Origin of the sequence: Stappia sp. 28M-7 (assembly GCF_014252955.1) — a bacterium.
GTDB lineage: Bacteria > Pseudomonadota > Alphaproteobacteria > Rhizobiales > Stappiaceae > Stappia.
Window position 1 is genome coordinate 4,236,003 of record NZ_JACMIA010000001.1, and the last position, 12,477, is coordinate 4,248,479.

The window sequence follows — 12,477 nt, forward strand, 5'->3', positions numbered from 1 at the left end:
CGCCTCTGTCGGCAAGTATGCCTCAGTGCCGGAATCTCAACCCCGCCTCGATCGTGTTCGAATCGTAGCTCGATCCCGGATTGCTCGAGATGAAGCGGCGGAATGTGTAGCGGCCCTGCAGCGCGACATTGGACGTCAGTGCCCAGGTCAGCGCCGTCGTGGCCCGTGCCTCCTGCTCGGTGAGCACGAGGCCGGTATAATCGCGCCAGGTGTAGCCGATGCCGACCTCGCCGCTCAGTGCGTCGCTAAAGCCGTGCGCCACCCGCAAGTCGCTCGAATAGGCGGCCGAGCCCGGCGTTCCGGCCAGCGAGGACGGGGCGAAACTGGTACTGGCGAGCGCCGTCACCGTGGTCAGCCGGGTCGGCGACCAGACCAGCGAGCCGTCCACCGTCATGCCCTCGAGCCGCGCCAGGCGGGCATCGTCCAGCCTCTCGCTGCGCCAGCCGACGGCGATATCGCCGGAGATCTTGCCGCCATTGTCGAAGGCAAGGCCGGCCCTGAGGCCATAGCCGGAAGAGTTGCGGTCTTCGCACAGCGCCGGATTGTTGCACGCGTCCATGTAGCGGCGGGCAAGCACGCTCGCCTCGGCAAAGGGTGTCACCGCGGCGCCGGTATTGCCGTCGACGCGCAAGGTCGCGGTGAACAGCGCATTGTCGCGGTCGCGATTGGCCGCAGCGCCCCCCGCGCCCTGGTAATAGGTCGCATCCACCTCGCCGCGCAGCTCCGCGCCGACAAGGCCGAGGTCCCGGCGCAGCGCCAGACCGCCGCCGAGCGAATGGATCTCCTGGTCGCCGCCGGCCGATTCGGCCGTGCCGCGATCCTGCATCGACAGGCCATAGCTGCCCGAGATGTCGACCTCGGTGCGCTCGCCGACCTCCAGCCGCAGCAAGGCGTCGCTCGATACGTTCGGGTCGGCCTCGAGCCCGCTGTCGGGATAGCCGGTATAGCTGCCGCGGAAATTGATGCCGAGGCTGTGGCGCGACCAGTCGGACTGCACCCTGAGGCTCGGCGCGATGCGATAGGTCGCACCGCCATTGCCGTTGGAATCGCCCGCCCGGTTGTCCGACCAGCCGAGACCCGTGAACAGCTCCGGATAGAGCAGGAAAGAGCCGACGCGCATGCCGCGCGGTTCGTCCCGCGTCGTGTCGCCGGCATAGGCCGTGTTGGCGATCCGCCCGCCGCCGCCCAGTGCCGAACGCCTCTGCACGGCCCGCAGTCTTTCGGAGAACGGCTGAACCGGCTCGGCGCGTCCCGTGGCCGTCAGCGCCTGTGCTTCCTCGCCGGCGCCCGGGCCGATCTCGGAGATCGTGCCGCGCGTGCCGCTGCGCCCTTGCGCGGACACTCCGTCCTCGCGGCCGAGCGGATCGACCCCGTCCTCCGCCTCCCCGTCGAAACCGGTATCGGCGGACGAGGCCAGCGGCGCGGAGCCGAACAGCGAGCCGGATCCCGATGCCGACCCGGAGCCCAGACCTGTGTCCTGCGCCTGGACGCGCGCGGCCGTGGGCAGCTGCGCAGCGAGCAGCGCCATGACGGCAAGGGCGGAAAGGGCGGTACGTGTCATTCTCGATCCAGCGGCGACATGCGGCCGGGTTGCGGCCAACTTTGGCCACGATAATGGTCTGTTAAGGTTAACGGAGCGTTGCGCAAGCCTTGCCGGCGCTCCGTCCGCCGCCCTTGCGAAAGCCCCCGGCTGGGGGGTAAGACGGGCGCAACCGAACATCGATACGGCCGGACCCGCCCCATGACCGCACCTGTTGCCCTCGACACCTCCTCCGCAAGCAGCGGACAGGACGCCTGCGCCTCTGCCCTGCGGACGATCGAGACCGAGGCGGCAGGCCTTGCGATCCTGAAGGCCGCGCTCGGCAACGGCCTGTCCGAGCCTTTCGCCCGCGCGGTCGCGACCATCGCCTCGGCGCGCGGCCGGGTGATCGTCACCGGCGTCGGCAAGAGCGGCCATGTCGGCGCCAAGATCGCCGCGACGCTCGCCTCCACCGGTACGCCCGCCTCCTTCGTGCATGCGACCGAGGCCAGCCACGGCGATCTCGGCATGATCACCGACAATGACGTGGTGCTGGCGCTGTCCTGGTCCGGCGAGACGCAGGAACTGGCCGCGACCATCGCCTATACGCGCCGCTTCAAGGTGCCGCTCGTCGCCATCACCTCGCGCTCCGAGAGCGCTCTTGGCACTGCCGCCGACATCGTGCTGGCGCTGCCCAAGGTCGAGGAGGCTTGCCCGCACGGCCTGGCGCCGACCACCTCGACGATCCTGCAGATGGCGACCGGCGACGCGCTGGCCATCGCGCTGCTGGAAGCGCGCGGCTTCACCGCCCAGGATTTCAAGGTCTATCACCCCGGCGGCCGGCTCGGTGCCAGCCTGCTGCATGCCCGCGACGTGATGCATGGCGGCGAGAAACTGCCGCTCGCCACCCCGGCGACCACCATGCGCGACGCCATCGTCCTGATCACGCAGAAGGGCTTCGGCGTGCTCGGCATCGTCGACGAGGCCGGACAGTTGGTCGGCATCATCACCGATGGCGACCTGCGCCGCCATCTCAGCCACGATTTCCTCGACAAGACCGCCGGCGACGTCATGACCCGCGCGCCGAAGACCATTCCCGGCGACATGCTGCTGGCCTCGGCAATGGAGTTCCTCAACCGCACCTCGATCACGGCGGTTTTCGTCGTCGAGGACGGGCGTCCGGTCGGCATCATCCATCTGCACGATCTGCTCCGGCATGGCGTCGCCTGAGGCATTCTTCACGCAAAGCGAGGGTTGCCCTCGTGGTTTTTTCCGATTGCGCAGCAAATTTCCCCTCGCCCCTTTAGGGATTGATTAGCCACGCCCTGCCTATGATCACCTCCAGGTCCGCGACCGGACCACAGGTTTGTTCGGAGAGTGGCACGGCATGGATCTCGGTTCGATCATCGGCATCGTTGCAGCATTTGTGGTCGTCCTCATCGCCATCATGCTGGGCGGCAACCTCACCCAGTTCATTGACGTTCCCTCCATTCTGATCGTCATCGGCGGCGGTTTCGCCGCGACCCTGGTGCGCTTCCCGCTCGCCGGAATCGGCGGCGCCTTCGTGGTCGGAGGCAAGGTCGCCTTCACCCACAAGAAGTCGAGCCCGCGCGACCTGATCGAGGAGATCAGCACGCTTGCCGACATCGTCCGCAAGTCCGGCCCGCTGGGCCTGGAAAATGTCGAGGTGAGCGATCCGACCCTGGCCAAGGGCGTGCAGTACATCGCCGATGGCTATGAGGGAGAGTTCATCAAGGACGCGATGGAGCGCGACCGCGACCTCTATCTCGACCGCCTGCAGGAAGGGCGCAAGGTGTTCAAGGCGCTCGGCGATTCCGCGCCGGCCTTCGGCATGATCGGCACCCTGGTCGGCCTGGTGCAGATGCTCGCGACCATGGACGATCCCTCCACCATTGGCCCGTCGATGGCCATCGCGCTGCTGACGACGCTCTACGGCGCCCTGATCGCCAACGTCGTCTGCCTGCCGCTGGTCGACAAGCTCGATTCGAAATTCGAGACCGAAGAGGTCAACCAGACCCTCGTCATCGACGGCATCCTGCAGATCCGCGAGAACAAGAGCCCGGCCCTGATCCGAGACATGCTGATCGCCTATCTGCCGGAAAAGGCCCGCGCCGAGTTCGCGGAAGCCGCCTGACACCCGGCACGACACATCACGCGACGGAGACCGGCGCACCATGGCCAGAAAAAAGAACGCAGGCGGCGGCGGCGCCCCGGAATGGCTGGTCACCTTCGCCGACCTGATGTCCCTGCTCGTCTGCTTCTTCGTGCTGATCATCTCCTTCTCGATCCAGGACAAGCAGAAACTGCAGATCGTCGCCGGCTCGATGCGCGAGGCCTTCGGCGTCAAGGAAACGTCCCGGCGCACCGGCATCATCGAGGTCGAGGGCATCCCCGTCCGCGACTACATGAAGGACGTCAGTCAGGTTCCCGAAGAGGTGGATTCCGATTTCTCGCAGGAGCGGCACGAGCAACGCCGCAAGCAGGGGCCGGAAGCCAATACCCACGATGTGCGCAAGTCGGACATCGAGCATCCGCGCCAGTTCGCCACCGCCGCGGCCTCCCTGCGCCAGGCCTGGCAGGAAATGCCAGACATCACCGAAATCTCCTCCAACATCATCCTGGAGGAGACCGATGAAGGCCTGAACATCAGCCTCGTCGACCAGGACGGCCGCTCGATGTTCCCGGAAGGCTCGAAATACCCGTATGAGCTGACCCGCCGCCTGCTGTCGAAGATGGCCCCGGTCATCGGCCGGATGCCGAACCGCATCCAGATCACCGGCCACACCACCTCGGGCGGCATCGCGCTGAACCCCAGCTACACCAACTGGGAGCTTTCGGCCGATCGCGCCAATGCCGCGCGCCAGATTCTGACCGAATACGGCGTGCCCGCCGACCGGTTTTACGGTGTCGTCGGCAAGGCCGACAGCGAACCGCTGTTCCCCAACGACCCTTATCTTGCCGCCAACCGCCGCATCGGCATCTTGCTGATGCGCGAGGAACCGCCGATCCCGCTCGGCCACAATCCGTAAGGGACGGGCAGCTCCTAAACCAAACGACGAAGGGCCGGGAAACAAATCCCGGCCCTCTCGCATTTTTGCGCTTCTGCGCCCCTTGAATTGAGCTCTCAGCCCTCGACGGGCGTCACCACCAGCGTGCTGCCATCGACCCCGACGACACGGATGCGCGTGCCGGCCGGGCAATCGGGCCCGCTCACCCGCCAGACGCTGTCGTCGAACCGGACCGAGCCCTGCCCGCCGGAGATCGGCGCGGCCAGCACGAATTCGCGACCCACCATGCGCGCCCCGCGCTGGTTGAGCCCGGCCTCATCGCCCTCGCTGCCCTGCCGGCGCATGTAGAGGCGCCCGACAACCACGGCGATCACCGACAGCAGCCCGAACAGCACGATTTCCAGCTGCCAGGGCATTTCGACCAGGATCGCCAGCGTGCCGACGACGATGGCGGCAAGGCCGAACCACAGGAAGAACGTGCCCGGCGCCAGAACCTCGAGGCCGAGCAGGAGCAGACCGCCGATCCACCAGATCCACGGGCCCAGCTCCATCACCAGACGCTCGATCATGGTCATCCCCGCGGCTCGCTGCCGTCACGCGACGGACCGCTGGTCGTGGGCACGCTGCCGCGCGGCCGCGACGACCCGCCGCCCGGGCCGAACGCCTCCTTGGCGATCTCGGCGATGCCCGAGAGCGAGCCGAGGATGGCGGTGGTCTCGGTCGGCAGGATCAGGAGCTTCTGGTTCGGAGAGCGGGCGAACTGGCCGAGCGCCTCGACATATTTGTTGGCGACGAAATAGTTGATCGCCTGCATGTCGCCGGCGGCGATCGCCTCGCTGACCATGCGGGTCGCGTTGGCCTCGGCCTCGGCGGAGCGTTCCCGCGCCTCCGCATCGCGGAACGCGGCCTCGCGCCGGCCTTCCGCCTCCAGGATCAGCGACTGCTTCTCGCCTTCCGCCTGCAGGATTTCCGAGGCCCGCTTGCCCTCCGCTTCCAGGATCGAGGCGCGCTTCTCGCGCTCCGCCTTCATCTGACGGCCCATCGCCTCGACGAGGTCGCGCGGCGGGTTGATGTCCTTGATCTCGATGCGGGTCATCTTGATGCCCCAGGGAGAGGCGGCCGCATCCACCACCCGCAGCAGGCGGGCGTTGATCTCGTCGCGGTTGGACAGCAGTTCGTCGAGATCCATCGACCCCATGACCGAACGGATGTTGGTCATGGTCAGGTTCAGGATCGCATTCTCCAGGCCCGAGACCTCGTAGGCGGCGCGCGCCGCATCGAGCACCTGGTAGAAGGTGACGCCGTCGGCGCTCACCGTGGCATTGTCGCGGGTGATCACTTCCTGCGTCGGAACGTCGAGCACCTGCTCCATCATGTTGATCTGATGGCCGACGCGGTCGACGAAGGGGACGATGATGTTGAGGCCCGGGGTCAGCGTCTTGCGATACCGGCCGAAGCGCTCGACGGTGTAGTTGTAGCCCTGCGGTACGGTCTTGACGCCTGCCAGGACAACAAGGACCAGCAGGACGAGCAGAACCAGAACGAGGATATCGAAACCAAAAAGGCCTTCGAGCATCTTGCGTCACCTTCACCAAGGCCGCACTGCCGTGCGGCGGAACGGATTGCAGGCCGGTCGCGCGCAACCGGACGGCCCGCCGCTACATGTACCCGGCGAGCCGCGATCTGCAAGCGCAAGCGGCATGCAATGGTGAAGAAGAGCGCCCCGAGGACGCGGCAAACGGCTCAGATCCAGCCGGACAACTCGCGCCGCACCAGGGTCTGGATGACGTTCATGCCGTCGTCGCTGTCGTTGAGGCACGGGATATGCGCGAAGTTGTCGCCGCCATTCTCGTGGAAGATCTCCCCCGCCTCTCCGGCGATTTCTTCCAGAGTTTCAAGGCAGTCGGCGACGAAGCCCGGATTCATCACCGCAATGTTGCGGGTGCCGGCCTTGGCCATCGCCTCCACGGTCTTGTCCGTGTAGGGCTGCAGCCATTCCTCGGGACCGAAGCGCGACTGGAAGGTGATCTTCAGCTTGTCCTCCGACCAGCCGAGCCGCTCGCGCAGAAGCCGCGTCGTCTTGTGGCAATGGCAGTGATAGGGATCGCCCTTGCGGAAGTAGGACTGCGGAATGCCGTGATAGGAGGCGATCACCGTCTCCGGCTCGAAGTCGAGGCCGGCAAGCGTCTTCTCGATGGAGCTGGCCAGCGCGTCGATATAGACCGGATCGTCGTGATAGGGCGGCACGGTGCGCAGCGCCGGCTGCCAGCGCAGCTTCAACAGCTCGCGGAACACAACATCGTTCACCGTCGCCGTGGTCGAGGCCGAATATTGCGGATAGAGCGGGAAGACCAGCAGACGGTCGCAGCCCTGCTCGCGCAGCTTCGCCAGCCGGTCCGGGATCGACGGCTGGCCGTAGCGCATCGCCCAGTCGACGACGATGCGGTCGTCGATACCGGCCATGGCGGCGGCGAGCTTGTCCGACTGCGAGCGGGTGATCGTGCGCAGCGGCGATTCGTCGAGTTCCCGGTTCCAGATCTCGTCATAGGCCTTGCCGGATTTCTTCGGCCGGGTGTTGAGGACGATGCCGAAAAGGATCGGGTACCACAGCGCCTTGGGCCACTCGATGACCCGCTTGTCCGTCAGGAATTCCTTCAGATACCGGCGCATGGAGCGGAAGTCGGTGCCGTCGGGCGTACCGAGATTGACGATGAGAACGCCGATCTTGCCCGCCTTGACGCCGGGATGTCCGGCCGGCAGCTGCACCTTGCCCATCTCGCGACGCCTCGTTTCCCGCTCGCTGTCGCTGTCGATCACGCTCATGCTGTCCATCTGGCTCCCGATCACATTCCGGTCCGGCTGAGCGGCACATAAGGCGCAAAAGCCGGGTCGTCCATATCCTAGTCGTTTCTACGCAGCCAAGTCGAAGAGGGTTCACCCGAATGCGCGACAGGCTGACGCAGGCGGGCAATTGCTCCGGACTTGGGCGCTGTTAACGGTCCTTTCAAAACAGATCGTCAAAATTGTCGATATTACCAAGGCTTGGCCGTTGCTTCCGGTTGCAGGAAGCGCGCCTGCACGCCGCCACCGGGACGAATTTCAGTGAAGAACGAGAAGATCCTCCTCGTGGAGGACAGCGCATTCACCCGCCGGCTGCTGCGCGGCATGCTGAAGGACCTCGGTTTCCATGCCGTCACCGAGGCAGCCGATGGCATGGAGGCGGAGCAGCTCCTGAAGCTGCACCGCTTCGACGTCATGCTGATCGACTGGCGCATGCCGCGCCAGGACGGCGCGGAGTTCCTGACCAAGCTGCGTGCGCACGACAATTCCGTGACCGCGTCCACCCCGGCGATCATCATCAGCGCGCATGTCGATCTTGTCTTGCTGCAAAGGGCGGCAACGCTCGGCGCCCAGTCGGTGGTGGTGAAGCCGTTCTCGCTGCAGATCCTGAAATCGCATCTCGACGCCGCGTTGGGGCGCCCCATCGACCGGGCATTGCCCGCTGCAAGACCCGACGCGAAGCCGGCCGCGCTGCCCGATCCCGCTGCCATCGCGGAGCCGGGCCCTGCCGCGGACGACGACCTCTACGAGATCGTCTATCTCTAGGCTTGCGGTCTTGTAAGGAAGGCGCTCACTCGCCGCGATAACGCTCGGCGACGCGGAACCAGAATTCGACGATCGTGTGCAGGACCTCGCTCATGCCGGCAAGGCTGTCGGCCTTGGTGACGACGGCATTGGCGCCGGCCGCATAGGCCCGGCGAATCGTCACCGGATCATCGGCCGTGGTGAAGACGCAGACCGGGACCGCGCTGAGCCGGGCATGCTGGCGCAGCTTGCCGAGAAACTCCGTTCCCGTCATCACCGGCAGGTTGAGGTCGAGCAGAATGAGGTCCGGCGCGGCAGAACCGGCCGCCGCAGCGCGGTTGAGATGGTCGAGCGCCTCGGCGCCGTCCGAGGCGACTTCAAGGCGGACAGGCACGCTGGACGCCTTCAGCGACTGACGGATGATGACGACGTCGTCCGGATCGTCCTCGACCAGCAACACGAAAGCGCCGTCGGCAGCCTTCTCCGCTTCATCCTGCATGGTATCGCTCGTCCGCACCTGAGGCCGTCCGCCGGCCATCGCCATCGGGTCCCGCACAACCGGGGTCCTCTTGCATAGGCCAGGGCGTTGCAACTGCGCAAGGGGCGAGGACGCCGGCAGACGGGAGGCCGCCGTCGCCAGGGCTTGCTCAGGCTTCGTAGTTGCGCTCGTCGGCGATCACCTTGCCGTCGTTCGGCAGGGCGCCGGGCAGCACCCGCTCGACCCGGCCCGACAGCTTGGTCACCTCGCGCAAGGTGGCGGAAATCGCCTGATCGAGGCCGTCGCCATGCGTTTCGGCCTCGTAGGCCAGACGCATCACGTCCTGCTCCGCCTGCCGCTCGACGATGAGCCGGGCGCGGGTGATCTCAGGATGCCGGCCGAGCAGTTCGGAAATCTGCTTGGGATCGACGAACATGCCCTTGATCTTGGTGCGCTGGTCGGCGCGGCCCATCCAGCCCTTGAGCCGCATGTTGGTGCGCCCGCACGGAGAGCGGCCCGGCAGCACGGCCGACAGGTCGCCCGTGCCGAACCGGATCAACGGATAGGCCCGGTTGAAATTGGTGATCACGACCTCGCCGACCTCGCCCTCCGGCACCGGCACCCCGGAGCCCGGACGAACGATCTCGACGATCACGTCCTCGTTGACAATCATGCCCTGGTCGGCGGCCGCCTCGTAGGCGATGACGCCGGCATCGGCCGTCGCATAGGCCTGCAGCACCTCGATGCCGCGCTCACGGTATTCCGCCCGCAGGCTGGGGAACAGCGCGCCGCCGGACACCAGCCCCCGCCGCAGCGATGAGGCATCGCGGCCGAGTTCCGCCGCCTTGTCGAGGAGGATCTTCAGATAGTCGGGCGTGCCGGCATATCCGCTCGGACGCAGGGTGGCGATGGCCTCGACCTGCATCTCGGTATTGCCGACGCCGGCGGGAAACACCGCGCAGCCGAGGGCCCGCGCGCCGTGATCGAGAATGAAGCCGCCCGGCGTCAGGTGGTAGGACAGAGCGTTGTGGACGATGTCGCCCGCCCGAAAGCCGGCGGCAAAGAAGGCGCGCGCCGCCGACCAGGGATCCGCCTCGCCCCCCTGCGGCTCCCAGATCGGACCGGGCGACATGAAGATGCGCCCCATGGCCGACAGCGGCGCGGTGGCGAAGCCGCCGAAGGGCGGGGTCTGCGCCTGGGCTGCCATCAGATCCGGCTTGCGCAGCACCGGCAGACGGGCGAGCGCTGCCCGGTCGACGAGCGAGGCCGGGTCGTATCCCTCAAGGTGGCTGGCCCAGCCGGGCGCCTTCGCCATCGCATCGGCCACATGGGCGGGAAGCCGCGCGAAGAGATCGGCGTCCCGTTCACCCGGCTCGCGGATCTCCAGGTTGTCGAAATGCTCTGCGCTCATGTCGCGCTCCTCGTGAATTCCTGGCCGGGCGAAAGGATGGACCTTTCGCGTCTCCGTCGCCGGGCTGTCCGCCCCGCTTCGGCCTGCTGCTTTGACTGGACGCGGTGCCGGCTCAGGCGAGCCAGCGCTTGCGGCGCTTGTAGTGCTTCACGTTCCGGAACGACTTGCGCCCCTCGCCGCCGACGCCAAGGTAGAATTCCTTCACGTCCTCGTTCTCGCGCAGCGCCTTGGCGGCGCCGTCGAGCACGATGCGGCCCGATTCCATGATGTAGCCGTAGGTGGCGTAGCGCAGGGCGACGTTGGTGTTCTGCTCGGCAAGCAGGAAGGACACGCCCTCCTTCTCGTTGAGCTCCTTGACGATCTCGAAGATCTCCTCGACGAGCTGCGGGGCAAGGCCCATGGACGGCTCGTCGAGCAGGATCATGTTCGGCTTGCTCATCAACGCGCGGCCGATGGCGCACATCTGCTGCTCGCCGCCGGACGTGTAGCCGGCCTGGCTGCTGCGCCGCTCGCGCAGGCGCGGGAAATAGGCATAGACCTTCTCGAGGCTCGCCTTGACGGCGGCATCGCCGTCGCGCCGGGTGAAGGCGCCGGTCAGAAGGTTCTCCTCGATGGTCAGGTGGCCGAAGCAGTGGCGGCCTTCCATGACCTGGATGCAGCCGCGGCGCACCAGGTCGCTCGGCGACAACGCCTGCACCTGCTCGCCCTTGAAGACGATGTTGCCCTTGGTCACGTCGCCGCGTTCGGCCTGCAGAAGGTTCGACACGGCCTTCAGCGTCGTGGTCTTGCCGGCGCCGTTGGCGCCCAGCAGGGCGACGATGCCGCCTTCCGGCACGGTCAGCGAAACGCCCTTCAGCACCAGGATGACGTGGTTGTAGATCACCTCGATGTTGTTCACAGCGAGGATGGTCGAAGCGGACGTCTCGGTCTGCCGTGCATTGGCGTCCATGTCACTCTTCCGGCGCTAGGCGTTGGGCGGTCCGGTCCGGGCGAATGAGGCGCGGGCCGGCGGATCTAGTGCCGGTCCGCAGCCTCGCCGCGGACCGGATGTTTCTCGAGACTGCCTGGCTCAGTTGGCCGGGCAGGCGTCCTCACGCGTCGGCCACGGGGCGTTCGACGTCGCGTAGTCCTTCGAGGCCTGCATCAGGATCGGCGTGACCTCTTCGGTCATCGGCGAGAACCAGTCGGTCGCCGGGGTCCACTTCTCGCCATCCCATTCCTGGATGAACAGCGAGTGGTGACCGGAGTGGTTGGCGCAGGTGATCTCGATCGGCGCGATCATGCCCTTCAGGCCGATGGCCTCCAGACGTGCCTCGTCGATCTTCAGGTTCTCAAGGCCGACGCGCATGTCCTCGGCGTTGATCACCTTCTTGCCGGTCATCTCCTGCGCGGTGCGGATCGCCTCGACCATGTAGACCGCGTTGACGACGCCGCGGTTGTAGAGGTTCTCGCCCACCGTGCTCGCCGGGGTGCTCGACTTGCCCGCATCCACGACCAGCTTCTTGATGTCCTGCAGCGCCGGGTAGTCGGCACCGACATTGTTGAAGCTGACGGACTTGTAGCCCTTGGCGCCCGCGCCGCCGGCCCGTGCGTCCTCATCGCCGCCGGCCCACCACACGCCGATGAACTTCGACATGTCGAACCGGTTCTTCACCGCTTCCTTGATGGCGGTCGGGTTCATGGCGCCCCAGCCCCACATCACGACATAGTCGGGACGATCGCGGCGGATGGACAGCCACTGCGACGACTGGTTCTGCATCTCCTTGCCCGGGACCGGGTACTGCAGCACCTCGAAGCCGTACTTCTGGGCAAGGTTCTCGAGCAGCGGGATCGGCTCGCGGCCGTAGCCGGCGTCAAGGAAGATGTAGCCGATCTTCTTGCCCTTGAGGCCTTCCATGCCCCCTTCCTGCTCGCCGATATACTTGATGATCGCCGACAGGCCGTCCCAGTACGTGTCCGGCGGATTGAACACCCACGGGAAGGTGTTGCCATCGGCCGCGGCGGACAGGCCATAGGCCATCGACAGGACCGGGATCTTGTCGACCGACGACTTGGGGATCACCTGCAGGGTAATGCCCGTCGACCAGGGGTTGAACACCAGCGTGTTCTTCGCCTTGGCCTGCTCGTAGCACTCCACGCCCTTCTGCGTGTCATAGCCGGTCTCGCACTCGTCGAAGGCGATCTTGACACCGTTCACGCCGCCGTCGCGCTCGTTGATCATCGCCAGGTAGTCGGACATGCCGTTGGCGATGTGGATCCCCGAGCCGGCATAAGGGCCGGTCCGGTAGGTCGGAAGCTGGATGTAGACGGAGTCCTCGGCGAGAGCCGGGGCGGCGAAGGACGCCGCCAGGCCCAACAGGACCGATCCCGCCAGGAGAGTTTTCATTCGCATGTCTTTCCTCCCATACGTGCCCCTTGCGGAGCCTTGCCAGTGGAGCCTCGCCATTTGGACCGG

Annotated in this window: 12 protein-coding genes; 4 read left to right on the plus strand and 8 right to left on the minus strand. The window is 66.4% G+C overall.

Going from position 1 to position 12,477, the window contains the following annotated elements; genetic code table 11:
* Positions 1-22 precede the first annotated feature (22 nt).
* Positions 23-1,561: an outer membrane beta-barrel protein gene (locus tag H7H34_RS19020; protein ID WP_185926117.1), complete on the minus strand. Its 1,539-nt coding sequence runs from the start codon at positions 1,559-1,561 to the stop codon at positions 23-25.
* A 180-nt stretch (positions 1,562-1,741) separates the two neighbouring features.
* Between H7H34_RS19020 and H7H34_RS19025 the strand changes: the two genes are divergently transcribed.
* The 3 genes from H7H34_RS19025 to H7H34_RS19035 all read left to right on the plus strand — a co-directional run bounded on the left by H7H34_RS19025 (position 1,742) and on the right by H7H34_RS19035 (position 4,569).
* A complete protein-coding gene (locus tag H7H34_RS19025) occupies positions 1,742-2,749 on the plus strand; it encodes a KpsF/GutQ family sugar-phosphate isomerase (RefSeq protein ID WP_120269650.1) in 1,008 nt (335 codons plus the stop codon).
* Positions 2,750-2,906: 157 nt separating this feature from the next.
* Entirely contained in the window at positions 2,907-3,674 is a 768-nt protein-coding gene (locus tag H7H34_RS19030) for a motility protein A (protein ID WP_120269651.1), read from the plus strand.
* A 40-nt stretch (positions 3,675-3,714) separates the two neighbouring features.
* The gene (locus H7H34_RS19035) at positions 3,715-4,569 is read left to right on the plus strand and encodes an OmpA/MotB family protein (protein WP_120269652.1); all 855 of its coding nucleotides are present in this window, start codon (positions 3,715-3,717) and stop codon (positions 4,567-4,569) included.
* A 95-nt stretch (positions 4,570-4,664) separates the two neighbouring features.
* On the opposite strand, the gene H7H34_RS19040 is transcribed toward H7H34_RS19035, so the two are convergent.
* The 3 genes from H7H34_RS19040 to hemH all read right to left on the minus strand — a co-directional run bounded on the left by H7H34_RS19040 (position 4,665) and on the right by hemH (position 7,323).
* Positions 4,665-5,123: an NfeD family protein gene (locus H7H34_RS19040; RefSeq protein WP_199681296.1), complete on the minus strand. Its 459-nt coding sequence runs from the start codon at positions 5,121-5,123 to the stop codon at positions 4,665-4,667.
* Positions 5,120-6,124 carry an SPFH domain-containing protein gene (locus tag H7H34_RS19045; protein ID WP_120269654.1) on the minus strand — a complete coding sequence of 335 codons (1,005 nt, stop codon included), beginning with the start codon at positions 6,122-6,124 and terminating at the stop codon, positions 5,120-5,122. Before H7H34_RS19045 ends, H7H34_RS19040 begins: the two co-directional genes overlap by 4 nt.
* Positions 6,125-6,291: 167 nt before the next feature.
* Positions 6,292-7,323 carry a ferrochelatase gene (hemH, locus tag H7H34_RS19050; protein WP_199681344.1) on the minus strand — a complete coding sequence of 344 codons (1,032 nt, stop codon included), beginning with the start codon at positions 7,321-7,323 and terminating at the stop codon, positions 6,292-6,294.
* A gap of 327 nt (positions 7,324-7,650) precedes the next feature.
* Here hemH and H7H34_RS19055 point away from each other — a divergent pair, with 327 nt between their 5' ends.
* Positions 7,651-8,154, plus strand: coding sequence for a response regulator (locus H7H34_RS19055; RefSeq protein WP_158592722.1), 504 nt, complete (start codon positions 7,651-7,653; stop codon positions 8,152-8,154).
* Positions 8,155-8,179: 25 nt separating this feature from the next.
* Here the strand turns inward: H7H34_RS19055 and H7H34_RS19060 are convergent, their stop codons facing one another.
* The 4 genes from H7H34_RS19060 to H7H34_RS19075 form a co-directional block, all read right to left on the minus strand.
* Positions 8,180-8,632: a response regulator gene (locus H7H34_RS19060; protein WP_185926118.1), complete on the minus strand. Its 453-nt coding sequence runs from the start codon at positions 8,630-8,632 to the stop codon at positions 8,180-8,182.
* 148 nt (positions 8,633-8,780) lie between these two features.
* Positions 8,781-10,022 (minus strand): phenylacetate--CoA ligase family protein, encoded by a 1,242-nt coding sequence (locus H7H34_RS19065; protein WP_120269657.1) that lies wholly within the window; start codon positions 10,020-10,022, stop codon positions 8,781-8,783.
* Positions 10,023-10,134: 112 nt separating this feature from the next.
* The gene (locus tag H7H34_RS19070) at positions 10,135-10,971 is read right to left on the minus strand and encodes an ABC transporter ATP-binding protein (RefSeq protein ID WP_120269658.1); all 837 of its coding nucleotides are present in this window, start codon (positions 10,969-10,971) and stop codon (positions 10,135-10,137) included.
* Positions 10,972-11,091: 120 nt separating this feature from the next.
* Positions 11,092-12,414, minus strand: coding sequence for an ABC transporter substrate-binding protein (locus H7H34_RS19075; RefSeq protein ID WP_120269659.1), 1,323 nt, complete (start codon positions 12,412-12,414; stop codon positions 11,092-11,094).
* Positions 12,415-12,477 lie beyond the last annotated feature (63 nt).